The sequence below is a fragment of the Micrococcus sp. TCR-5 genome, assembly GCF_052220525.1.
Taxonomy (GTDB): domain Bacteria; phylum Actinomycetota; class Actinomycetes; order Actinomycetales; family Micrococcaceae; genus Micrococcus; species Micrococcus luteus.
Window position 1 is genome coordinate 72,494 of the sequence record NZ_JBQPDO010000008.1, and the last position, 21,986, is coordinate 94,479.

General features: G+C 74.6%; 20 protein-coding genes and 1 riboswitch. Of the genes, 13 read left to right on the forward strand and 7 right to left on the reverse strand.

Annotated features, from left to right (window positions below):
* Nucleotides 1–31 precede the first annotated feature (31 nt).
* Nucleotides 32–613, reverse strand: a complete 582-nt coding sequence (locus ACTSKS_RS06415; protein WP_230259749.1) for an acyl-CoA thioesterase — start codon at nt 611–613, stop codon at nt 32–34.
* A gap of 19 nt (nt 614–632) precedes the next feature.
* Nucleotides 633–4,277, reverse strand: a complete 3,645-nt coding sequence (locus ACTSKS_RS06420) for a proline dehydrogenase family protein (protein ID WP_442927378.1) — start codon at nt 4,275–4,277, stop codon at nt 633–635.
* Between the two features lie 131 nt (nt 4,278–4,408).
* Here ACTSKS_RS06420 and ACTSKS_RS06425 point away from each other — a divergent pair, with 131 nt between their 5' ends.
* Nucleotides 4,409–5,458, forward strand: coding sequence for an agmatine deiminase family protein (locus tag ACTSKS_RS06425; protein ID WP_145950681.1), 1,050 nt, complete (start codon nt 4,409–4,411; stop codon nt 5,456–5,458).
* Here ACTSKS_RS06425 and ACTSKS_RS06430 read toward each other — a convergent pair.
* Nucleotides 5,424–6,710 (reverse strand): AI-2E family transporter, encoded by a 1,287-nt coding sequence (locus ACTSKS_RS06430; RefSeq protein ID WP_442927379.1) that lies wholly within the window; start codon nt 6,708–6,710, stop codon nt 5,424–5,426. The genes ACTSKS_RS06425 and ACTSKS_RS06430 overlap by 35 nt on opposite strands.
* A 46-nt stretch (nt 6,711–6,756) precedes the next feature.
* Nucleotides 6,757–6,862: riboswitch (TPP riboswitch) on the forward strand.
* Nucleotides 6,863–6,928: 66 nt separating this feature from the next.
* Between ACTSKS_RS06430 and ACTSKS_RS06435 the strand changes: the two genes are divergently transcribed.
* The 7 genes from ACTSKS_RS06435 to ACTSKS_RS06465 all read left to right on the forward strand — a co-directional run bounded on the left by ACTSKS_RS06435 (nt 6,929) and on the right by ACTSKS_RS06465 (nt 14,581).
* The gene (locus ACTSKS_RS06435) at nt 6,929–7,996 is read left to right on the forward strand and encodes a thiamine ABC transporter substrate-binding protein (RefSeq protein WP_134415886.1); all 1,068 of its coding nucleotides are present in this window, start codon (nt 6,929–6,931) and stop codon (nt 7,994–7,996) included.
* The gene (locus tag ACTSKS_RS06440; RefSeq protein ID WP_122055045.1) at nt 7,996–9,726 is read left to right on the forward strand and encodes an ABC transporter permease; all 1,731 of its coding nucleotides are present in this window, start codon (nt 7,996–7,998) and stop codon (nt 9,724–9,726) included. The genes ACTSKS_RS06435 and ACTSKS_RS06440 overlap by 1 nt, the downstream gene beginning before the upstream one ends.
* Before the next feature lie 41 nt (nt 9,727–9,767).
* On the forward strand, nt 9,768–10,427 hold the full coding sequence (locus tag ACTSKS_RS06445; protein ID WP_230594433.1) for an ABC transporter ATP-binding protein: 660 nt from the start codon (nt 9,768–9,770) through the stop codon (nt 10,425–10,427).
* Nucleotides 10,424–10,930: a TetR family transcriptional regulator gene (locus ACTSKS_RS06450; RefSeq protein WP_041102654.1), complete on the forward strand. Its 507-nt coding sequence runs from the start codon at nt 10,424–10,426 to the stop codon at nt 10,928–10,930. The genes ACTSKS_RS06445 and ACTSKS_RS06450 overlap by 4 nt, the downstream gene beginning before the upstream one ends.
* 206 nt (nt 10,931–11,136) lie before the next feature.
* Nucleotides 11,137–12,492: an RNase H family protein gene (locus ACTSKS_RS06455; protein ID WP_134415890.1), complete on the forward strand. Its 1,356-nt coding sequence runs from the start codon at nt 11,137–11,139 to the stop codon at nt 12,490–12,492.
* Nucleotides 12,493–12,552: 60 nt separating this feature from the next.
* Nucleotides 12,553–13,995: an alanine/glycine:cation symporter family protein gene (locus ACTSKS_RS06460; RefSeq protein ID WP_095694964.1), complete on the forward strand. Its 1,443-nt coding sequence runs from the start codon at nt 12,553–12,555 to the stop codon at nt 13,993–13,995.
* Nucleotides 13,996–14,185: 190 nt separating this feature from the next.
* Nucleotides 14,186–14,581 carry a hypothetical protein gene (locus tag ACTSKS_RS06465; protein WP_063188917.1) on the forward strand — a complete coding sequence of 132 codons (396 nt, stop codon included), beginning with the start codon at nt 14,186–14,188 and terminating at the stop codon, nt 14,579–14,581.
* 138 nt (nt 14,582–14,719) lie between these two features.
* Here the strand turns inward: ACTSKS_RS06465 and ACTSKS_RS06470 are convergent, their stop codons facing one another.
* On the reverse strand, nt 14,720–14,974 hold the full coding sequence (locus ACTSKS_RS06470; RefSeq protein ID WP_095346987.1) for a DUF6480 family protein: 255 nt from the start codon (nt 14,972–14,974) through the stop codon (nt 14,720–14,722).
* 258 nt (nt 14,975–15,232) lie between these two features.
* On the opposite strand from ACTSKS_RS06470, the gene ACTSKS_RS06475 reads away from it, so the two are divergent.
* From ACTSKS_RS06475 to ACTSKS_RS06485, 3 genes are read left to right on the forward strand one after another with little or no spacing between them, the layout of a single operon-like run.
* On the forward strand, nt 15,233–16,381 hold the full coding sequence (locus tag ACTSKS_RS06475) for an acetyl-CoA C-acetyltransferase (protein ID WP_134415892.1): 1,149 nt from the start codon (nt 15,233–15,235) through the stop codon (nt 16,379–16,381).
* A gap of 20 nt (nt 16,382–16,401) precedes the next feature.
* Nucleotides 16,402–18,003, forward strand: coding sequence for a fatty acyl-CoA synthetase (locus tag ACTSKS_RS06480; protein WP_134415894.1), 1,602 nt, complete (start codon nt 16,402–16,404; stop codon nt 18,001–18,003).
* A complete protein-coding gene (locus tag ACTSKS_RS06485; RefSeq protein WP_163721039.1) occupies nt 18,000–19,202 on the forward strand; it encodes an acyl-CoA dehydrogenase family protein in 1,203 nt (400 codons plus the stop codon). Before ACTSKS_RS06480 ends, ACTSKS_RS06485 begins: the two co-directional genes overlap by 4 nt.
* Before the next feature lie 9 nt (nt 19,203–19,211).
* On the opposite strand, the gene ACTSKS_RS06490 is transcribed toward ACTSKS_RS06485, so the two are convergent.
* Entirely contained in the window at nt 19,212–19,598 is a 387-nt protein-coding gene (locus ACTSKS_RS06490) for a hypothetical protein (protein WP_163721041.1), read from the reverse strand.
* Between the two features lie 132 nt (nt 19,599–19,730).
* Here ACTSKS_RS06490 and ACTSKS_RS06495 point away from each other — a divergent pair, with 132 nt between their 5' ends.
* Complete coding sequence (locus ACTSKS_RS06495) at nt 19,731–20,273, forward strand: MarR family winged helix-turn-helix transcriptional regulator (RefSeq protein WP_163721043.1); 543 nt, start codon at nt 19,731–19,733, stop codon at nt 20,271–20,273.
* Between the two features lie 9 nt (nt 20,274–20,282).
* Here the strand turns inward: ACTSKS_RS06495 and ACTSKS_RS06500 are convergent, their stop codons facing one another.
* Nucleotides 20,283–20,411 carry a hypothetical protein gene (locus tag ACTSKS_RS06500; RefSeq protein ID WP_275898395.1) on the reverse strand — a complete coding sequence of 43 codons (129 nt, stop codon included), beginning with the start codon at nt 20,409–20,411 and terminating at the stop codon, nt 20,283–20,285.
* 21 nt (nt 20,412–20,432) lie between these two features.
* On the opposite strand from ACTSKS_RS06500, the gene ACTSKS_RS06505 reads away from it, so the two are divergent.
* On the forward strand, nt 20,433–21,233 hold the full coding sequence (locus ACTSKS_RS06505; protein WP_095346979.1) for an enoyl-CoA hydratase/isomerase family protein: 801 nt from the start codon (nt 20,433–20,435) through the stop codon (nt 21,231–21,233).
* Nucleotides 21,234–21,291: 58 nt separating this feature from the next.
* Here ACTSKS_RS06505 and ACTSKS_RS06510 read toward each other — a convergent pair whose 3' ends face one another.
* Complete coding sequence (locus ACTSKS_RS06510; RefSeq protein ID WP_134377222.1) at nt 21,292–21,981, reverse strand: hypothetical protein; 690 nt, start codon at nt 21,979–21,981, stop codon at nt 21,292–21,294.
* Nucleotides 21,982–21,986 lie beyond the last annotated feature (5 nt).

A 21,986-nucleotide genomic window follows, 5' to 3' on the forward strand; every position in this document is an offset into this window, starting at 1 on the left:
CCGACCATCGTGCCCTATATCACTCGAACGTTCATCCTTGCCGCACTGTGTCGAGGTCCCACGTGTGGGGCAGGGGCGTCCGGGCCGACGGCAGGGCCACGCTGCGCCGCCACTCGTGCAGCCACTCCGGCGGCGTCGGCTCCCCCGCGAGGTCGTGGCCGGCCGCCGCCGCGATCGCCCGGACCTCGTCGTTCTCCACGGGGCGGCCGTCCTTCTTGCGCAGGCGCGTGCAGATGTACGCGCGCACCGCGACGTCGCCGTCGACCACCACGCGCTGCTCGAACCACACCGCGCGCTCATCCAGGCCGATCATCCGCGTCTCCACGTCGAACCGCTGCCCCAGGGTCACCGAGCGGCGGAACGCGATCTGCTCGGCCTGCACCACGGGCGTCCAGTGACGACGCCGGATCTCGTCCCACAGGCCGGTGCGGACCATCGCGTCGAAGCGGCCGAGGTCGAACAGCCCGAAGTACTGGCCGTTGTTGACGTGCAGGGCCATGTCCACGTCCGTGGGCAGGGCGCGCATCGGCAGCGTCGTCGGCTCCCAGAGTCCGGCGCGCGGGCGGCGGCGGGCGCGGGCGACGACCCAGATCGTGCGGGGGATCAGATGCATCGGAGGTTCCTCCTCGGGGTCACAGGACCCCCTCGGTCAGATGGTCCGGCGTGCCGAACCGGTGGGCGGTCACGGACACGGCCTGTTCGTGCAGGAACGGCAGCAGCTCCACCTCGCCGGCGCTCACCACGGGGCCAGCGTAGACCGCCACGTCGGGGGTGTCGCCGAGCGCCGCGTGCAGCGCGCTCCGCGCCGCCTCGGCCGCCTCCCGGTCGCCGGTCCAGTCGGCGACGAGCCGGATCCGTGCGTCGCCGCCACCCTCCGCTGCGGGCGGGATGAGGGCCAGCCGCCGGGCGCGGTCGTGGAACGCGGCGTCATCCTCGACGACGACGTCCACCGGCGCGGCCGTGCCGGCACCCTCCGTGCGGGCGGACCGGACCAGCTCCTCCACCCGGCCGCGCACGGCCTCGGCCGAGAGTCCGTCCACATCGGGCCCCTCCGCGGTGGGGGTCGGGCGCAGGCTCACGGTCATGGGCGCCCCGGCGCGCAGGCCGGCGGAGACGATGCGCAGCAGGTGGTCGGCGGGCCCCGAGTGCCGCCGCACGAGGACCGGGGTGGGGACGTGACGCAGCACGTTCCGCTCGGCCTCGAGCGCGGAGACGTCCGTGGCCACCCCGAACACGGTGGTCCACGCGTGGGTGTCGAGGGCGCGGGCGGTCTCGAGCCAGGATGCGCCCGCACCGTCGGCCTCGGCCCCGGGCCGTCCCTCTCCCCCGGCCCACGTGGGCGCGTCCTCCCAGTCCACGAGGCCATGCAGGTAGTGCGGCCCGCCGGCCTTCGTGGTGGGGCCGACGACGGAACGCTTCCAGCCGCCGAAGGGCTGGCGGCGCACGATGGCCCCGGTGATGCCGCGGTTCACGTAGAGGTTGCCGGCGCGCACGCCGCGCAGCCACACGTCGATCTCCTCCCGGTCCAGCGAGTGCAGCCCGGAGGTGAGGCCGTAATCCACGGCGTTCACGATCCCGATCGCCTCCTCGAGCGTCTCGGCCGTCATCACGGCCAGCACGGGGCCGAAGTACTCGGTGAGGTGGGCGTCGGCGCCGGGGCGGACGCCGGAGCGGATGCCCGGGCTCCACAGGCGACCCGTCTCGTCCAGCTGCCGCGGACGCAGGGCCCACCGCTCCCCCGGGCCGAGCTCGGTGAGCCCGCGACGCAGCTTCTCGCCGGGGGCCTCGATCACGGGGCCCATCTCGGCGCGCGGGTCCACGGGGTGCGCCACGTGCAGGGACGAGGCCGCGTCCAGCAGCTGCCGGTGGAAGCGCTCGGAGGTGCCCACGGAGCCGACGAGCACCACGAGGGAGGACGCCGAGCACTTCTGGCCGGCGTGACCGAACGCGGACTGGACCACGTCCTTCGTGGCCAGGTCCAGATCCGCGGACGGGGTCACGATCACGGCGTTCTTGCCGGAGGTCTCGGCGAGCAGGTGCAGGTCGGGGCGCATCCCCTTGAACAGCCGTGCGGTGTCCCAGCTGCCGGTGAGGATGAGCCGCTCGACGGCCGGGTCGGTCACGAGCGCCGCGCCGACCTCCGCCTCGTCCTCGTCCGCCAGCGTCACCAGGCGCACGAGGTCCGCGGGGTCGTGCCCGGCGAGCGGGCCGCCGTCGTCGAACAGGCCCGAGTCCCGCAGCCCGGCCACGATCAGCTCCCACGCGACCGCGCCCGTCCGCTCGGACTGCGGGGCCGGCTTGAACACCACGGGCGAGCCGGCCCCGAGTGCGGCGAGGACGCCCCCGACCGGGATGGCCACGGGGAAGTTCCACGGCGGGATCACCAGGGTCAGGCGGACGGGCACGGCGCGAGCGCCCTCCACCGCGTCCAGGCCGCGGGCCAGGCGCGCGTAGTAGTGCGCGAAGTCCACGGCCTCGGAGACCTCGGGGTCGCCCTGGTCCAGGGTCTTGCCGGTCTCGGCGGCGGCCACCTCCAGCAGGCGGGCCCGGCCGGCGTGCAGGGCCCGTCCGACGGCGTCCAGCGCGTCGGCGCGCTCGTGGCCGGTGAGCGCGCCCCAGCGGGCGCCGGGGTGGGCGGTGGCGGCGATGGCGGCGCGGGCGTCGTCGGCCGTGGTGGCGCGGTGGGCGCGGACGGTGTCCGTCCCGAGGTCCGAGCCCGGGACGGCCGCGAGGATCCGGCGGGCCCACTCCCGGTTGCCGGGCAGCGCGGGGTCCGTGTCCGGGGTGTTGGCGAAGCCGTCCACGGGGGCGGGGGTCGGCCCGTCCTCCCCGCGGGACCGGTCCTGGAGGCGGTTCGGACGGGTCACGGCCGCGTCCAGGTGGCGCAGCGAGGCGCGGAAGCGCTCCTCCTCGCGGGCGAACAGGTCCGCGTCCGCGTCCAGGTCGAACACGGCGGACATGAAGTTCTCCGGGGAGGCGCCCTCCTCGAGGCGGCGCACGAGGTAGGAGATCGCCACGTCGAACTCCTCGGGCCGCACCACGGGCGTGTAGAGCAGCAGGGCGCCGACGTCGGCCCGGACGGCGGCGGCCTGGCCGGTGGCCATGCCGAGCAGCATCTCGAACTCCACCGCGGCCGGGTCGAGCCCGCGGCGCTCGATCAGCCGGTGGGCCAGGGCGACGTCGAAGAGGTTGTGCCCGGCCACGCCGATGCGCACGTGGGCCAGATGCTCCGGGGTGAGCGCGTAGTTGAGCACGCGCTTGTAGTTGGTGTCCGCCTCCTGCTTCGAGCCCACCGTGGCCAGCGGCCAGCCCGTCAGGGAGGCCTGCATCCGCTCCATGGGCAGGTTGGCGCCCTTGACCACGCGCACCTTGACCGGGGCGCCGCCGGCGGCGACGCGGCGCGCGGCCCACTCCTGCAGGCGCACCATGGCCGCGAGCGCGTCCGGCAGGTAGGCCTGCAGCACGATGCCGGCCTCGTAGTCGCGCAGGCCCGGCTGCTCGAGCAGGGCGGTGAACACGTTGAGCGTGAGGTCGAGGTCGCGGTACTCCTCCATATCCAGGTTGATGAAGGTGTCCCGATCCCGGGCGAGCTCGAACAGCGGGGTGAGCCGCTCGGTGATGTCCGCGACGGCCTCGTCGAACGCGTAGGGCGCGTGCGGGGCGGTGGCGGCGGAGACCTTCACGGACACGTAGTCGACGTCGTCGCGGCGGATCAGCGCGGCGATGCCCTCGAGCCGGCGGTCCGCCTCGCCCTGGCCGAGGATCGCCTCGCCCAGCAGGTTGATGTTCAGCCGGGTGCCCTCGTCGCGCAGGGCCGCGATGGCCTTGCCGAGCTGTCGGTCCCGCGCGTCGACGATCAGGTGGGAGACCATGTGCCGCAGCACGCGGCGGGCCGTGGGGACGGCGATGCGCGGCACGAGCGGGGCGGCGCGGCCGCCGACGCCGAGGACGGCGCGCAGGGCCGGGGGCAGGAAGCCGGGGGCGCGGCCGGCGAGCTCCCGCAGCGCCCGGGCGGCGATCGCGGGGTCCTCGGGGCGGACCACGTGGTCCACGAAGCGCACGATGAAGTCGAGTCCGCCCGACTCCTTCAGGGCGCCCGCCAGCTGGCGGGCCGCGAAGTCGGCCTCGTGGTCCCGGGACTCGGCGAGCCAGCGCCGCACCTGCACGACGGCATCGTCGGCGAGGGCGTGCAGGTCGGCGGGGTCGGGGATCCCGCCGGTCGCGCCGAGGACCCGGTCGAGATCGTCATGGTCCTGGGCGGAGAACATCGCGGTCATGGCCGCACTCTGCACGTGTTCCGGGTCACAGGTCAAACCGCCGCGGCTTCCTGTCAGACGCCTATGCTCGATGGACATCCCCTCGCCGCGCGCCCGCGCGTCGCCGCCGTCTTCCCAGGAGCCCGTCCGCCATGGCCGCCGTCGACCCCGCCCCCACCGACGCGCGGGAGCGCCGGGACCTCGTCGTGCCCGTGCCCGGACCCGAGGACCCGCCCGAGCGGGCCTGGCTCGTCCTGCCCCACCGCCACCCGGTGCCGACGCTGCTGGAGGAGACGCGGGACGCCGTCGTGGGCCTGGCCGAGACGCTCGCCGCCGTGCTGCCGGTCACCGTGCTCGCCCACCCGCGCGACGCCGGGGCGGCGCGGCTGGTGCCCCCGGAGGTGGACCTGCTGCGCGCGCCCGTGGGCTCACCGCTGCTGGGCCGCACCGGGCCGAGCTTCGTCCGCCGCCCCGAGGGCCTGGCCGCCGTCGCCTGGCGCAGCGCCGCGGGACTGACCGGGACCGGGCCGCTCGACGGCGCGGCCGCGACGGCCGTGGCGGAGGCGGCGGGACTGCCGCTGCTCACCCCCCTGCTGTGCGCCCCGCGCGGGGCCTGGGTGACCGACGGCGAGGGGACGGCCGTGGTGGCCGCGGACCCCGTGCTGGACGGGCGGATCAACGGCGCGTGGACCCCCGGCCAGGTGGCCGCCGAGTTCGCCGCCCTGCTGGGGATCACCCGGGTGCTGTGGGTGCCGCCGGCACCGCGGCCGGACACCGGGCCGTGGGGCGGGCCCGGCCACCTGGCCTCGTGGGTGCGGCTGGGGGGCGACGGCGAGGCCGCCGTGCACTGGCGCGGCGACCGGTTCCACCCCGAGCACCCCTACGCGGCGGCGGCGCTGCGCTTCCTGCAGGGCGCCGACGACGCCGGCGGCCGGCCCCTGCGCGTGCGCACGGTGACCGGGGCGGCGCAGCCCGCCGAGTACGACCCGGCCGAGCGGGGCCCCCGCTCCCTCCTGGACACGCTGCCGCTGGGCGCGGCGGTGCTGCGGCCGGCGTTCGAGGACGCCGCGGGCGAGGAGGCCGCGGCCGCCGCGTGCGCGGCACTGCACCCGGGGCTGCCCCAGCTGTCGTTCCCCGCCCCGCCGCTGCTGCGGCTGGCCGGCGCGCTCAACGACCTGGTGCTGCTCCAGCCTCGCCCGTGACCTCCTCCGCCGCGGGGCCGTCGTCGTCCCCGCCGTCCGCCGGGGCGCGGTCCTCGTCCTTCCCGTGCGCGTCGGATCGCCAGGCCGCCGGGCGCAGCCGTTCCAGGAGCGAGGACTGACGGCGCTCCATCCCCTTCAGGTCCGAGGCGATGAGCGCGTTGATCCAGCGGGCGTTCGGGTCGGCGTCGATCAGCACGGCCTTGGCCAGCAGCGTGCAGGGCAGCGCGAGGATGGCGCCGAGCGGGCCGAGGACCCAGGCCCAGAAGAGCAGGGAGAGGAAGCTGACGGTGGGGATCACGCCGATCGCGTCGCCGGACACCTTGGGCTGGATCACGGACTGCAGCACGAAGTTCAGCACCGAGTAGCTGACCACCACCCACAGGAAGTCGGACCAGCCGCCCGCCGCCAGGCCCAGGACGGCCGGCGGCAGCAGGCCGATGATGAAGCCGATGTTCGGGACGTAGTTGGTGAGGAAGCTGAGCACGCCCCACACGAGCGCGAGCGGAACGCCGATCAGCATGAGGGCGATCACGTCCAGCACCGCCACGATCAGGCCGAACACCGTGGTGACCACCCAGTAGCGGCGCACGCCCTGGGCGAACTCGACCAGGGCGTGGCCGAACTCGTGGCGGGCGGTGCTGAGCAGGCGGACGCGGCGTTCGACGTCCATCGAGTCCATCGCGAGGAAGAACATGCCCATGATCACGGTGACGAGCAGGCCGAAGACCGCGTAGACGTTCGTGGCGATCTTCGTGATGGCGCTGACGGCCGTCCCGGTCACGGTGCTCATGTCGATCGAGGCCAGCTGCTGGGACACCATGTCCGGGGTCACGCCGCGCTCGTTGAGCCAGTGCGAGACGTCCAGGACGATCTGCTGGAAGCGGTCCGCGTACTTCGGCAGCTCCGCCACCAGCTCGAGGCCGGACCACACCATCATGCCCCCGAACACGGCCATCACCGCGACGACCAGCAGGACGGTGGTGGCGGCCCCGAGCACGGGGTGCAGGCCCCGGCGGATGAGCCAGGCCTGCAGGGGGTAGGCCACGATCACGAGGTTCAGCCCCAGGAAGACGGGCGCCGCGATGGAGGCGATCCCCTGGAAGAACTGCACCACCAGCACCAGGCCCGCGAGCGTCAGGACGATCACCAGCATGCGCGGCCACATGCGGTGGGGGCGGCGGATGTCCCAGTCGGAGGCGGGGCTGGACGAGGCGGGCGGCGGGGTCACCCCCGCGGGCTGTGCGGCGCTCACGCGGGCAGTCTATGCGCGGGCCGGACGGGGTAGGGTCGGGACCAGTCCACATCGACAGGGGAGCGCCCGCGCGGCGCTGAGAGTGCGGTCCGCCGCAGACCCTCGAACCTGCTCCGGTCCGCACCGGCGAAGGAAGTCGAGTCTCCCGGTCGACGTCGTCCCGGGATTCCGGTGGCGGCCTCGTCCCGGCCCCTCTGCCGTCCCAGAGGAGAACCGCCATGTCCCGCACCCCGCACCGCGCCCTCGCCGCCCTCTCGGTGGCCGCCCTCGCCCTCACCGGCTGTTCGGTGTCCGGCTCGTCCGGCGACGGGGCGTCGTCGGCCGCCTCCGGGGCCGGCGGCGGCGAGTCGACGACCGTGACGATCATGACGCACGACTCGTTCAACCTGCCCGAGGAGCTCGTCCAGAAGTTCGAGCAGGAGTCCGGCTACACCCTGAAGACCACGGCCCCCGGCGACGCCGGCAGCGTGGTGAACCAGCTCCTGCTGGCCAAGGACGAGCCCACCGTGGACGGCGTCTACGGCGTGGAGGACCACTCGGCGCACCGCCTCGTCCGCGAGGGCGTCGTCGCCGAATACACCCCGCAGGACCTGCCCGCCTCCGCACAGGACCGGATGGTGGAGGACCGCATGACCCCGGTGGACCAGGGCCAGGTGTGCTTCAACACGGATCCGGCATGGTTCGAGGCCCACGACGTCGAGGCCCCCACCTCGATCGACCAGCTCGACGACCCCGAGTACGCGAAGCTGACGGTCGCCACCTCCCCCGTGGCCTCCTCCCCCGGCCTGGCGCTGCTCGCGGCCACCACGGAGAAGTACGGCGACGACGGCTGGCAGGACTGGTGGCGGGGCCTGATGGAGAACGGGGGCAAGATCGCCGACAGCTGGTCCGACGCCTACAACTCGGACTTCTCCGGCGGCGAGGGCAAGGGTCAGTTCCCGGTGGTGCTCTCCTACTCCTCCTCCCCCGCGTTCGCCCCCGAGACCGAGGTGATCGAGGACTCCTGCACCCCGCAGGTCGAGTACGCCGGCGTGCTCGAGGGCGCGAAGAACCCCGAGGGCGCGCAGGCGTTCGTGGACTTCATGCTCACCGAGGAGGTCCAGACCGCCCTGCCCGAGTCGATGTACATGTACCCGATCGACGAGTCGGTGCAGCTGCCCGAGGAGTGGGCGCAGAACGCGCCGCTCGTCGAGGACGCCATCACCCCGGACCCCGCCCGCATCGACGAGCGCCGCGAGGACCTGCTGAAGGAGTGGACCGCCCTGGCCGAGGCCTCCCGGCGCTGATGTCCGCGCTCACCGAGGTCGCGGCCCCCGGCACAGACCTGCCGCGCCGGCGGGCCCGCGGCCGGGGGGACGGGCTCGGCCCGTGGTGGCTGGTGGCCGCCGTCCTGCCGGTCGCCTTCCTGCTCGTCTTCTTCGCGTGGCCCGTGGCGGCCATGCTCTGGCGCGGGATCGGCGGCGACGCCGACGCGTTCACCGGCGCCGTGGACCTCACCGCCTTCGGCCAGACCCTCGCCCGCGAGCGCACGTGGCGCATCCTCGGCCAGACGCTCGGGATGGCCGCCGCCGGCACGGTGGTCTCGGTGGCGCTCGGCCTGCCGACCGCGTTCGTGCTGCACCGGCGTCGCGTCCCGGGGCGGGCCGTGCTCCGCGCCCTCGTGCTCGTGCCGTTCGTGCTGCCCACGGTGGTGGTCGGCGTCGCGTTCCGCGCCCTGCTCGCCCCCGGCGGACCGCTGGGCTTCACCGGGCTGGACCAGACGACCACCGCCGTCGTGCTGGCCATGGTCTTCTTCAACGTGTCCGTGGTGGTGCGCCAGGTGGGCGCGCTGTGGAACGCGCTCGACCCGCGCCAGACCGAGGCCGCCCGCACCCTGGGCGCCTCGCCGTGGCGGGCGTTCCGCACCGTGACGCTGCCCCAGCTCGCCCCGGCGATCGCCGCGAGCGCGGCGCTGGTGTTCCTGTTCTGCGCGTCCGCGTTCGGCATCGTCCAGACGCTCGGCCGGCCCGGCTACGGCACGCTCGAGTCGGAGATCTGGGTGCAGACCTCCGTCTACCTGGACCTGCGGACCGCGGCGGTGTTCTCCGTGCTGCAGTTCGCGGTGGTGCTGGCCGCCGTCGTGGTCTCCGGCGTGACGGCGGCGCGCACCCAGCGGGCGCTGCGCCTGCGGGAGACGCCGCCGGCCCGGCTCACGCGCGCGGACGCGGTCCCGGTGGCCGTGATGCTCGCGGTGGTGGCGCTCGTGGTGGCGCCGATCCTGACGCTCGTGGTGCGCTCCTTCCACACCCGCCACGGCTGGGGGCTGGGCAACTATCGGCTGCTGTCCACGAGCGCGGGCAGCGGGTTCGTGGGCGGGTCGACGCCGGCCCAGGCGCTCGAACAGTCCCTGCGGGTGGCCGTGGACGCCACGCTCGTGACGCTCGTGGTGGCCGTGCCGCTGGCCCTGCTGCTGACCCGGCCCTTCCGCTCACGCGCGGCGCTGGCGGCCCAGCGGGCCCTCGACGGCGCCCTGCTCCTGCCGCTCGGGGTGTCCGCGGTGACCGTGGGCTTCGGCTTCGTCGTGTCCCTGCGGGCCGCGTTCCCGGAGCTGGCGGCCTCGGGCGTGCTCGTGCCGCTGGCCCAGGCGGTGGTGGCGCTGCCGCTCGCGGTGCGGGCGCTCGTGCCCGTGCTCGCGGCGGTGGACCCGCGGCTGCGGGAGGCCGCACGCACCCTCGGGGCGGGCCCGTGGCGGGTGCTGGCCACGGTGGACGGCCCGTTCCTCGCCCGCGGCGTGGGCGTGGCCGCGGGCTTCGCGTTCGCGGTGTCCCTGGGTGAGTTCGGGGCCACGAGCTTCCTGGCGAGCCCGTCCGCGCCCACCCTGCCGGTGCTGATCGCCCGGCTGCTGGGCCGGCCGGGCGCGGACAACTACGGGATGGCGCTCGCGGCGGCCACGGTGCTGGCCGTGCTGAGCGCCGGGATCATGCTGGTGTGCGAGCGGCTGCGCCCCCGGGGCCCGGCCGGGGCGGGAGGTCTGTGATGACGCCGACGACGACGGGAGCCTCCCTCCGGCTCCGGGACGTGGCGATCCGCTACCCGGACGGCTCCACCCCCGTGCGGGGGACGGACCTGGACGTGGCCGCCGGGGAGATCGTGGCGCTCGTGGGCGCCTCCGGCTCGGGCAAGTCCACCATCCTGCGCGGGATCGCCGGGCTCGAGGACGTCGTGGCGGGCACGGTGGAGCTCGACGGGCGGGACGTGGCCGCGGTGCCGACGCACCGCCGGGGCGTGGGGATGGTGTTCCAGGACGGGCAGCTGTTCCCGCACCGGACCGTGGGCCGGAACGTGGCGTACGGCCTCGAGTCCGCCGGCTGGGACCGGGCCCGGCGGCGGGCGCGCGTGGCCGAGCTGCTGGACCTGGTGGGCCTGACCGAGCTCACGGACCGGCCCGTGCAGCGGCTCTCCGGCGGGCAGGCCCAGCGCGTGGCGCTCGCCCGGTCGCTGGCCCCTGCCCCGCGGGTGCTCCTGCTGGACGAGCCGCTGTCCGCGCTCGACGCGGACCTGCGCCGGCGCCTGGCCGAGGACATCCGGGCGGTGCTGCGGGCGGCGGGGACGACCGGCGTCGTCGTCACCCACGACCTCGCGGAGGCCGCCGTGATGGCCGACCGCACCGTGCGCCTCGGCGCGGGGGGACGCATCGCGGCGGAGGAGGCCGGCCCGGCGGTAGCCTCTCCGGCATGACCCCGCCCGCACCCCGCCCCCGGCTGACCGCCCAGGACGTGGTAGACGCCGCCGTCGGGATCCTGCAGGACTTCGGCATGGGCGACCTGTCCATGCGGCGCGTGGCCGCGGTGCTGGGCGTGCAGGCCTCCGCGCTGTACTGGCACGTGCCGGACAAGCAGTCGCTGCTGGCGCGGGTGGCGGACCGGATCGTCGCCGAGGCGGAGGAGACCGTGCGCGCCCGCCGCATCACGGACCTGGCGGGCCGCGCCGAGGCCGCGGAGGCCGCCCTGCTGCGGCACCGGGACGGGGCGGACCTGGTGCTCTCCGCCCTCGCGCTCGGGCTGGGCGGTCTCGGCCTGCACCGTCTGCTCACCGAGGCGGCAGACACCCCGGAGGACGGGGAGCGGGCCCTGGCACTGCTGCTGGGCACCGTGTCCCTGCGGCAGCAGCGCGCGCAGGCGCAGGCGCTCGGCGTGCCGACCGGCCCGGACGTGCAGCGGCACCGCACGGACCCGCTCTGAGCCCCCGTCCGGCGCCGCCGCGCGGGAGGCCGAGGAGAGGAGACCTGCCTCCTCACAGGTCCGCTCGGTAAGGTCGGGCGGACAGGTCGGGACGGGTCGTCCCCTTCGTCCCCGGCGATCCCGCCCGACCGCCGCAGGACCAGCATGGCCCGCCGGACCCGGCTCACAGTTCCGGCGCGGTCCCCTTCGACACAGCCGGCGAAGCCATGGGAGCACGGATCAACCACCCGCGGACGGTCGTGGACCGGACGCTGCATCACGACGTCGAGCCCGCACACCCCGCGGCGCTCGTCGACGTGGGCTGGGAGTTCCGTGGCCCGGGCGCCAAGGCGGAGGAGCAGCACCGCCCGCTGCGCGTGGTCCGGGCCCGCCGGCCCCGGGGCACCCCGCGGGACCGGAACGGCGTCGACCTCACGCGCACCGGCCCCGTCGTCCCCCGCCCCTCCCCGCCGCGCACCCGGATCCGCCGGGACGGCGTCCGCGTGGTGGCCAGCCCGCTGGCCATGCTGCCCGGCGTGGACCACGGCCCCGCCCTCCGCCTGGACCTGCATCCGACGACGGGGGGCATCGTCTACGTGGCCCGCGAGCTCGAGCTGCGCGAGCTCGGCGACGACGTCCGCGGCCACGTCTACACCGGGATGGTCGGCACGGCGCATCTGAGCGCCTTCTGGTCCACCGTCACCGTCGACCTGCCGCCGGAGCGCCCGGTGATCGTGCGGCTGGGCTCGGACCGGGACGCCGAGCTGCTCTCCCTGCTCGAGGTCCTCGCCCCCGTGGACACGCGCGTGGTCTCCTACCGGCTCGACGAGTCCCCCGTGGGCACGCAGCGCTCCAGCTACCTGCTGCCGGACGTGGACCCGGAGACGGTCGCCCAGACGGGCGCGGCCCGGATCCCGCTCGAGGCCATCGAGGCCGCCCAGGAGGAGGAGGACGCGCTGCGCCGCTCCTCCGGCGTCTTCCTCTCCCGCCGCCGCACGGACCGCTTCCTGCGCCGCAACCTGCCCGGGGTGACCCACAGCCTCACGTTCGCGGACGAGGCGGACGTGACGGACGTGTACGTGGACGGCTCCGTGCTGCGCGGCTCCCGCATCGGCGGGGCGGCCGCCGTCGCCGGGCCGAGCATGTGGGCCGTGCAGGCCGTGGCCGGGGCCACGATGCCGCTCGAGGTGGAACTCGAGGCGCTCGTGCTGGGGCACGTGATCTGCGCGTGGGCGGGCACCCCCGGCGGCCGGGTCACCATCCACTCGGACTCGCGCGCCGCGCTGGCCCTGCTCAACGCCGCCCGCCGCGAGCGGCTCACCCTCGGCGGCGCCCGGGGCGAGCGCATCCGCCGCACCCTGCGGCGCCTGCTGGCCGCCGTCGACCTGGCGCAGGCCGCGGACGTCCAGGTGGACACCACGTGGGTCAAGGGCCACGTGGGCGTGCACGGCAACGAACTGGCCGACGACCTCGCCCGGGCCGCCGCCCGCCACGCCAGCGTCGGCACCCCCGAGGGGGACCTGCCCGAGCGGATGGGGCAGCTGATCCAGCTCCGCGTCGAGGACGACGCCGCCGCCGGCTGACCCCGGCCCCGATTCCGCGTCCTCCGCCCCAGCCTCTAGGGTGGGGCTGTGGAAGCGACAGTGGAACAGATCACAGCGGCCGTCACCGCCTTCAACGACAAGTACTGGTACGTCGTGATGGCGCTGCTCTTCGTGGCGGGGGTGTGGTTCACCATCCGGACCGTGGGCGTGCAGGTGCGCATGCTCCCGGAGATGCTCCGGTCGGTGACGGCCAAGTCCCAGACCGGATTCGAGAACGACGGCGTGAGCCCGTTCCGCGCCTTCACCATCTCGGCGGCCTCGCGCGTGGGCACCGGCAACGTGGCCGGCGTGGCGATCGCGATCGTGATCGGCGGCCCGGGCGCCGTGTTCTGGATGTGGCTGCTGGCGATCATCGGCGGCGCCACCGCGTTCGTCGAGTCCACGCTGGCCCAGCTGTACAAGCAGAAGGGCGCGGACGGCTACTTCGGCGGGCCCGCGTACTACATCCGCGACGGTCTGGGCGCGAAGTGGCTGGCGGCCGTGTTCGCCGTCGCCATCACCGTGACCTACGGCTTCGTGTTCAACGCCGTGCAGTCCAACTCGATCTCCGAGTCCGTGCAGGCCAACTGGGGCGCGTCCTCCACCACCGCGTGGATCGTGGGCCTGGGCCTGGCCGCCCTCACCGGCCTCGTGATCTTCGGCGGCGTGCGCCGGCTCTCGGCCGTGACCAACGTGCTGGTCCCCGTGATGGCCACGTTCTACATCTTCCTGGCCCTGATCGTGATGGTCGTCAACATCACCGAGGTCCCGGGCATGATCGCGCTGATCGTGGGCCACGCCTTCGGCCTGCGCGAGGTCGCGGGCGCCGCCGTCGGCATGACGATGGTGATGCAGGGCGTGCGCCGCGGCATGTTCTCCAACGAGGCCGGCATGGGCTCCGCCCCGAACGCCGCCGCCACCGCGGCCGTCTCCCACCCGGCCAAGCAGGGCTTCGTGCAGTCCCTGGGCGTCTACTTCGACACCCTGATCGTGTGCTCGGCCACCGCGTTCGTCATCCTGCTCTCCAACCCGGCCTACGGACGCGGGGAGGCGCTCGGCATGCAGGTGACCCAGGGTGCGCTCCAGCAGGCCGTGGGCGCGTGGGCCGGCCCGGCGCTGACCGTCATCATCTTCTTCCTGGCCTGGTCCTCCGTGCTGGGCAACACCTACTACGGCGAGGCCAACATCCGGTACCTGGCCGGCCGCCACGCGGGTCGGGCCATCACCGTGTTCCGCGTGCTCGTGCTGGTGTGCGTGGTCGGCGGCGCGCTCGGCTCCGTGGCGCTGGTGTGGAACCTCGCGGACACGTTCGCGGCCCTCATGGCGACCATCAACCTCGTGGCGATCATCCCGCTGGGCGGGCTGGCCGTGAAGCTGCTCCGGGACTACGAGCGCAAGCTCAAGGCGGGCATGGATCCGGGCTTCCACCTCTCCGACCTGCCCGAGGCGCGGAACGTGGCCCTCTGGAGGGACGAGCCGAAGACCTCCCCGCTCCAGGACTGACGCCCCCGCCCGCGCGTTTCGAGGCGGGATATCGACCCCATCTGGCTGCCGCGGGCGGCCGTGGGGTGGATATCCCGCCTCGATGCATGAGGATGCCCGGTCTGGACACCGTGCGGGGGTTGACGCCTAGGTTGAGGCGCACCCGACCGGCCACGCACGAGTGGCCGGCACGACGTCCGAGGAGGACACCATGGGCATCCTCTCCAGCCTCACCCGCACTCTCGGCGGCGGTGGCCGCCGCTCCAGCCGACCCACCATCGGTGCGCACATCGGCCGGTCCCCCGGCTTCGGCCGGCAGGCCCGCTCTCAGGGACGCCGGTCCAGCGGCCTGGGCGGTGCCCTCCTGGGCACGCTCGGCGGTCTGGCGCTGCGTGAGCTCTCGCGCCGCGGCGCCGGGGGCACGACGCGCGGGCGCAGCTCCGGTGCGTACCGCGGCGGCTTCGGACCCTCGGCCCGGTCCACGGGCGGCCTCGGCACCGGCCTGCTGGGCGGGCTGCTCGGCGGGGCCCTCGCCTCCCGCGGCCGGTCCGGTGCCGCCGGCCGACGCACGGCGGGTGGCCGCCGGACCGTGGGCGGCGGCTTCTGACCGCTGCGACGGCGCGGCGTCGCAGCTGAGCGGCATCACCGCGGAGCGGACACGACCACGGGGCGGGCACCGACGGATCGGTGCCCGCCCCGTGGTCGCGATGGGCCGGTGGCGTGCTCGAGGCGTCTGCGCCGCGGCTCAGCCGAGGCCGGCGACGCGGCCCAGGATGAACACCAGGACGCCGATGACCACGAGGGCGATGATCAGCCCGAGCACGATCTTGCCGGCCGAGCGCTCGCCGGTCTGCTCCACGTCCATGCCCGGGTTGCTCGGGCCGACGCCTGCGCCCTCGGCTGGGGGCGTGTCGCCGTCGAACGCGACGCCGGAGGTCTCGTCCGTCGCCTCGCGTGCGCGCCGGGCGTCCTGGGGGTCGGGGGTGTGCGGGGTGGCCATGGCCGGCTCCTCTCGTCTCAGCGGCACGGGTGCGTGCCGCTGGCCCTCACGGTAGGCCCGGGGCAGGGGGTCCTGACCAGGGCGAGGCGACGCCCGCCCCAGCGCTTTCGTGGCCGAAACGGCGCGCCCCGAGCCGCTTTCGTTGACGAAACGGCGCTCCTCCAGGCCGCCGCAACGGATCCCGTCACACTCTTGATCGTTGGATGTCCAAGCAATAGCGTGATCGGCGTCACGTCCCCGCCGTCCGGAGGAGCCCCCATGCCCGAGGCCTACATCATCGACGCCGTCCGCACCCCCGTGGGTCGCCGAGGGAAGGGGCTCGCCGGCGTACATCCCCTCGATCTGGCGGCCGCGCCGCTGCGCGAGCTCGTCGCCCGCCAGGACATCGACTCGGCCGAGTACGACGAGGTCATCCTCGGCTGCATCGACCAGCTCGGCCCACAGGCCATGGACGTGGCGCGCAACGCCTGGCTCGCGGCCGGGCTCTCCGAGGACGTCCCCGGCACCACGGTCGAACGCCAGTGCGGCTCCGGCCAGCAGGCGGTCCACTACGCCGCGCAGGCCATCATGAGCGGGACGGCGGACCTCGTCGTCGCCGGTGGCGTGCAGTCCATGTCCGCGATCCCGCTCTCCCGGTCCAACACGGCCGCCCGCGATCTCGGCTTCCCCGACCCGTTCACCGGCTCCGAGTCCTGGGCCGCCCGCTACGGGGACGAGGAGATCTCCCAATTCCGCGGGGCCGAGATGATGGCCCGGCACTGGAACCTGGACCGGGACACCCTGGAGGAGTTCGCGGTGCGCTCCCACGAGCGCGCGCTCGCCGCCCAGGCCGACGGTCGCTTCGACCGCGAGATCCTGCCCCTCGCTGGCCTCACCGCGGACGAGGGCCCCCGCACCCCGGACGCCGCGAAGATCGCCTCGCTCGACCCGATCGTCCCCGGCGGGCTGCACACCGCGGCCACCGCGTCCCAGATGTCCGACGGCGCGGCCGCCCTCCTGCTCGCCTCCGAGGAGGCCGTGCGCCGCCACGGCCTCACCCCGCGAGCCCGCATCCACCACCTCTCCGCCCGCGGCGCCGACCCCGTCATGATGCTCTCCGCCCCGATCCCGGCGACGGCGTACGCGCTCGACCGCATGGGCCTGACCATCGACGACATGGACCTCGTGGAGATCAACGAGGCGTTCGCCGCCGTCGTGCTGGCCTGGCTGACCGAGACCGGCGCGGACCCGGCGAAGGTCAACGTCAACGGCGGGGCGATCGCCCTGGGCCACCCCATCGGCGCCACCGGCGCCCGCCTGATGACCTCGCTGCTGCACGAGCTCGAGCGCAGCGGCGGCCGCTACGGCCTGCAGACCATGTGCGAGGGCGGCGGCCAGGCCAACGTCACCGTGATCGAACGTCTCTGACCCGTCCCCCGGAGGTTCCCATGCGAGGCCAGATCACCCACCCCACCGACACCGCCGCCCACCCCTCCCCCGCCCCGGAGGACACGATCGGCCGCGTGTTCGCACGCGCGGTCGCCCGCTCCCCGCAAGCCGTCGCCCTGCGCTTCGAGGACCGCGACTGGACCTACGCCCAGCTCCGCGACGGAGCGCACCGCGTGGCCCGCCGCCTCCAGGACACCGGCCTGCCGGCCGGCACCCGGGTGGCCGCCTACGCCACCAACTCGGACGCCTACGCGCTGCTCTTCCTGGCCTGCGTCACGGCCGGCTACGTGCACGTGCCCGTGAACTTCGCGCTCAAGGGCGGCGAGCTCGCGCACGCCCTCGAGGACTCGGGTGCGGAGCTGCTGGTGGCCGACGCCGGCATGCTCGAGCGCGTCGACCAGGTCCGGGCCGAGGGCCGCGCGTCGGCTCTGCGGCACGTGTGGACCATGCTCCCCGCCGGCCACGCCGAGCCCTCCGTGCTGGAGACCGCCCGGGACGAGACGTTGGACGCCGCCGCCCCGGAGGCGGAGGTGTCGGCCACCGACCTGGCCCAGCTGCTCTACACCTCCGGCACCACCTCCACCCCCAAGGGCGCCATGATGTCCCACCGGGCGCTCGTGGCGGAGTACCTCTCCTCGATCATCGCGCTGGACTTCACGGCCGAGGACCGCCCCCTGGTGGCCATGCCGCTGTACCACTCGGCCGCGATGCACGTGTTCCTGCTCCCCTACCTGAGCCTCGGCGCCACGGTGCGACTGCTCGCCGCCCCGGACATCCCCCGGATGCTCGAGCTCGTGGAGACCGAGCACATCGGCTCCCTGTTCCTGGCGCCCACCGTCTGGGTGCCGCTGGCGAACCATCCGGACCTGGCCACGCGCGACCTCTCCTCGCTGCACAAGGCCCAGTACGGGGCCTCGATCATGCCGGTGACCGTGCTGCAGCGCCTCCGTCAGAGCCAGCCGGGCATCGGCTTCTACAACTGCTTCGGCCAGTCCGAGCTGGGCCCCCTGTGCACCGTGCTGCGCCCCGAGGAGCACGACGCGCGGCCGGCCTCATGCGGCCGCCCCGTGTTCCACGTGGAGGCGCGGGTGATGACGGCCGACGGCGCCCCCGCCGCGCCCGGCGAGCCCGGCGAGATCCAGTACCGCTCGCCGCAGCTGCTCTCCGGCTACTGGAACCGCCCGGACGCCACCGCGGACGCGTTCACCGACGACGGCTGGTTCCGCTCCGGCGACCAGGTCACCCAGGACGCGGCCGGCTACATCCAGGTGGTGGACCGCATCAAGGACGTCATCAACACGGGCGGCGTGCTGGTCGCCCCGCGGGAGGTCGAGGACGCGATCTACGAGCTCGACGAGGTGGCCGAGGTCGCCGTCATCGGCCTGCCGGACGAGCGCTGGATCGAGGCGGTGACCGCCGTCGTCGTGCTCAAGGAGGGCGCCGAGCTGACCGCGGAGACCGTGCGCGCCCACGTGAAGGAGCGGCTGGCGGGCTTCAAGGTGCCCAAGCGCGTGGACTTCGTGGCGGAGCTGCCGCGGAACCAGTCGGGCAAGCTCCTCAAGCGCGCGCTGCGCGCCGAGCGGACGCAGGAGGCCCGGTGACGCGCACGCAGAAGCCGACCTACGACGTCGTCACGCCCCTGGACGTCGACTACCTGGACGCGTTCGGGGAGGCGACGGACGAGGACCGCGCGCACTGGGACCGCGCCCGTGCCTACGGCCGGGAGGTGCTCGAGCGGATCGACGGGCACTGGGACCGGGCGGAGTACCCGTTGGACCTGGTGGCGCGGGCGGGCGAGCTCGACCTGCTCACCGACGGGCTGGAGGTGCCGGGGCACGCGGTGATGTCCCCGTTGGCCGCGGGCCTGGTGGCGATGGAGATCTCCCGCGCGGACGGGTCGATGGCGGCCGCGGCGGCGGTGCAGGGCGGGCTCGTGCTGCGCGCCCTGGTGCACTGCGCGAGCCCGGAGCAGAAGGAGCGGTACCTCGAGCCGGTGGCGCGCGGCACGCTGCCGGGCGGGTTCGCGCTCACGGAGCCGCTGCACGGTTCGGACTCGGTGTCCCTCGAGACGTCCGCGCGGCCCGACGGCGCCGGCGGCTGGGTGCTGAACGGCGCCAAGAAGTGGATCGGCAACGGGGCCGCCGGGGGCATCACGATCGTGTGGGCGCGCGACACCGAGGACGGCCAGGTCAAGGGGTTCGTGGTGGAGCAGTCCACGCCCGGCTACGAGGCCGAGGTGATCACGGGCAAGGGCGCGCTGCGGGCCATCCACCAGGCGGAGATCACGCTGACCGACGTGCGGGTCGGCGACGACGCGCGGCTGCCGGGCGTGGCGACGTTCAAGGACGCCGCGCGCGTGCTGGTGGCCACCCGCGTGAACGTGGGCTGGTCCGCGCTGGGCCACGCGACCGCCATGTTCGAGGCCGCACTCGCGTACGCCCGGCAGCGCGAGCAGTTCGGCAAGCCGCTGGGGGCGCACCAGATGGTGCAGGAACGGCTCGCGCAGATGCTGGACGAGGTGACCGCGATGCAGACCCGCTGCGTGGCCGTGGCCCGCCTGCAGGCGGCGGGGCGGCTGCGCGACGAGCAGGCGTCCCTGCTGAAGTACGCCTGCACGCGGGGCGCGCGGCGGGTGGCGCAGATCGCCCGCGACATGCTCGGCGGCAACGGCATCCTCCTCGAGCACCGGGTGATGCGGCACTTCGCCGACGTCGAGGCGCTGCACACCTACGAGGGCACCGAGTCCGTGCAGGCGTTGATCCTCGGCCGGGACCTGACCGGGATGAGCGCGTTCGCGTGAGCGCCTCCCTCAGGGCGCGGAGACGACCCCCACGCCCACCCGGGGCAGGCTGCGGTCCACGACCAGCTCCAGCCGACGTTCGTGGAACCGTGCGCCGAGCAGCTCCTCGAGGTCCTCGACGAGGTGCACCGCGATGGTCTCGATGACCGCCGCGGTGTCCTCTCCGTCCCGCAGGATGCAGTCCACCTCCAGCGCGGGGGCGGAGGGGGTGCCGGTGATGGCGAACCTGGCCTCAGCGACCTCGGGGAACACGGTGACGGCCCGCGCGGCACTCATGGCCAGGCGGGCGCAGCGCTCACGGAAGGCGGCGGGCTGCGGCGCCGGGGACTCGAGTATGGGCGGGACGGCGGACAGGGTCCGCCCCATGGCCTGGGGGGCCTCCAGCGTTGCTGTCATGACATTCCTCTCGCCGCGGCCCGGGCGCCCCCTCACAGAGATCGCCGTGACCTGGAAAATGTTAGTCTAACTATGCGTTAGGAAGACTAACCAAATTTTCGGGGTGACGTGAACAGGGAGGTTCAAGAGCGCATGGGTGAGGAGCACACCACGCTGACCAGCACGGATGGCGAACCGACGTCGGGCTACTGGTACACCCGCGGCGCCCGTGAGATCGAACCTGTGGACGTGCTCAACCTGCTGCGACGCTACCGGGAGGCCGAACGGCGCATGCGCGCCCGCACCCGGGACAGCATGGGGATGGGAGAGACCCACCTGTCAGCCCTGCGTTACCTGCTGCGGGCCGACCGACGCGGCCACAAGGTCCGTCAGCGGGATCTGGCCAGCGCCCTGGAGATCACCCCGGCCTCCGCCAGCGCCCTGGTGGACCGACTGGTCCGAGACGGCTACGCCCGACGGGCGCCCCACCCACAGGACCGCCGATCCGTGGTGGTGGAGCCGACGGCCAAGACGGACCACGAGGTCCGCGCCACCCTGGGCGCCATGCACCGCAGTATGCTCGCCGCGGTGGAGGGCCTCACCCCGGTCGAGCTCGCCGGCGCGGCCGCGTTCCTGCGGGCCCTGATCCGCAGCGTGGAGGAGCATGACGAGGACGAGGCGGACCAGCCCGCGTGAGGAACAGACTCAGCGGAACAGGTCCCAGACGCTGAACGTGGTGCGCTTGTAGACCGCGTTGTAGGCGGCGCGCTTCGGATCGCGCACCCACCCCATGCCCGGCCGGCCGTCCTCGCGGCCGGCACCCGCGCACCGCACCCGCCAACCCCAGGAGCTGACATGAGCACCGCACCCACCCCTTCTTCCTCCGACGACGCCCCCGCCGTCCTCGTCGAGACGCGGCCCGGCGTCGTGCGGCTGACGCTGAACCGGCCCGCGAAGGGCAACGCGCTCGGACTGACGATGGCGCGCGAGGTGCTCGCGGCGATCGCCGCGGCCGAGGCGGACGACTCCGTGCACGTGCTCACGCTGACCGGCGCCGGGCGGATCTTCTGCGGCGGCGGGGACGTCCAGGCCATGGCCGCCTCCCCCGCCGGGCCGGAGCGGCGCGCGATGATCCAGGAGCTCGGCGAGGCGGCGGGCGAGGTCGCGGTGGCGCTGACGGGCTCTCGCCTGCTGGTGCTGGCCGGCGTCAACGGGACGGCCGCCGGGGCGGGGCTCGGGCTCATGCTGGGCGGCGACGTCGTGCTGGTGCGCGAGGACGCGCAGCTGCTGACGGCGTTCTCCGCGCTCGGGATGACACCGGACACGGGCGTGTCCTACTGGCTGCCGCGGGTGCTCGGGCCGGTGCGCGCGACGCAGCTGCTCCTCGGCGGGCGGCGCCTGAACGGGACCGAGGCCGTCGCATGGGGCCTGGCGACCGAGGCGGTGGCCGGCGGCGCGTTCGCGGCGCGTCTGGCGGAGCTCGAGGACGAGCTGGTGGCCGGTCCGGCGCACACCTATGGGCCGACGAAGGCGCTGGCGCGCGGGGCCGACGTCGAGGCGCTGCGCGCGCATGTGCGGCAGGAGGCGGCGTCGATCGCGGCGGCGTCCGAGCACCCGGAGGCCGTGCGGCGGGTGGAGGCGTTCGCGGGCCGGTGAGAGGTGGGCGGCGGCGCGGGCCGGCGGCGTCGCCCACTGAGGCGACGCCGCCGCGGGCTCAGGCCGGCGGCGGCTGCGCCGGCCCCCCGGCGAGGTCCGTCCGAGCCCCGGTGAAGCGCGAGAGCCAGGCGAAGCGGCCGCGGGTGCGGTGCGCGTACAGGGCGAACGCCACGATCAGGGCCCCGAGCGTGCCGACGATCATGTCCGTCATGGTGTCCGTGTTGCCCTTCTGCGTCTGCGCGCCGAGCGCCTGGTCGGCGGTGAACTCGGCGATCTCCCACGCCAGGGCCACGAGCGAGTGCAGCGCCATCACGAGGAGCGCCTCGAGCCCGGGCGGCAGGACCAGCCCACGGCGCGCGGCCGCGACGCCCAGCAGGAAGACGCACCCGAGCGCGATCGGCACGCCGGAGTAGAAGTGCACGAGGGCATCCCACCACGGCCAGGCGTCGTAGCCGCCGAGCGCGGCACCCACCCACGGTGCGACGAGCAGCAGGGCCGCGTACATCGCATGCAGCGCGGTGGGCAGGCGGACCCGGTGGGCGCGTTCGAGGGCGATCGGCACGGGGACCACCGTGACGATCTGCAGGCTGAGGCCGGCCGCCTCGCGGTGTCCCTGGGCGGCGAGGACGGCGGCTCCAGCCAGGAGGACGACGGCCGCGAGGATCAGGGGCGAGCGCCGGACGAGGGCCCGCTGGCGGGAGCCGGGGTCGGGGCGGGCGTCGGGGTGGGTGTCGAGGTGCGGTGTCATGGCGG

Excerpts from the sequence above, each read along its gene's own strand:
- ACTSKS_RS06465 (WP_063188917.1), top strand. The coding sequence starts at position 14,186 with ATGGGCATCCTCTCCAGCCTCACCCGCACTCTCGGCGGCGGTGGCCGC.
- ACTSKS_RS06475 (WP_134415892.1), top strand. The coding sequence starts at position 15,233 with ATGCCCGAGGCCTACATCATCGACGCCGTCCGCACCCCCGTGGGTCGC.
- ACTSKS_RS06510 (WP_134377222.1), bottom strand. The coding sequence starts at position 21,981 with ATGACACCGCACCTCGACACCCACCCCGACGCCCGCCCCGACCCCGGC.
- ACTSKS_RS06490 (WP_163721041.1), bottom strand. The coding sequence starts at position 19,598 with ATGACAGCAACGCTGGAGGCCCCCCAGGCCATGGGGCGGACCCTGTCC.
- ACTSKS_RS06505 (WP_095346979.1), top strand. The coding sequence starts at position 20,433 with ATGAGCACCGCACCCACCCCTTCTTCCTCCGACGACGCCCCCGCCGTC.
- ACTSKS_RS06440 (WP_122055045.1), top strand. The coding sequence starts at position 7,996 with ATGTCCGCGCTCACCGAGGTCGCGGCCCCCGGCACAGACCTGCCGCGC.
- ACTSKS_RS06455 (WP_134415890.1), top strand. The coding sequence starts at position 11,137 with ATGGGAGCACGGATCAACCACCCGCGGACGGTCGTGGACCGGACGCTG.
- ACTSKS_RS06425 (WP_145950681.1), top strand. The coding sequence starts at position 4,409 with ATGGCCGCCGTCGACCCCGCCCCCACCGACGCGCGGGAGCGCCGGGAC.
- ACTSKS_RS06480 (WP_134415894.1), top strand. The coding sequence starts at position 16,402 with ATGCGAGGCCAGATCACCCACCCCACCGACACCGCCGCCCACCCCTCC.
- ACTSKS_RS06415 (WP_230259749.1), bottom strand. The coding sequence starts at position 613 with ATGCATCTGATCCCCCGCACGATCTGGGTCGTCGCCCGCGCCCGCCGC.
- ACTSKS_RS06470 (WP_095346987.1), bottom strand. The coding sequence starts at position 14,974 with ATGGCCACCCCGCACACCCCCGACCCCCAGGACGCCCGGCGCGCACGC.
- ACTSKS_RS06450 (WP_041102654.1), top strand. The coding sequence starts at position 10,424 with ATGACCCCGCCCGCACCCCGCCCCCGGCTGACCGCCCAGGACGTGGTA.
- ACTSKS_RS06420 (WP_442927378.1), bottom strand. The coding sequence starts at position 4,277 with ATGACCGCGATGTTCTCCGCCCAGGACCATGACGATCTCGACCGGGTC.
- ACTSKS_RS06495 (WP_163721043.1), top strand. The coding sequence starts at position 19,731 with ATGGGTGAGGAGCACACCACGCTGACCAGCACGGATGGCGAACCGACG.
- ACTSKS_RS06435 (WP_134415886.1), top strand. The coding sequence starts at position 6,929 with ATGTCCCGCACCCCGCACCGCGCCCTCGCCGCCCTCTCGGTGGCCGCC.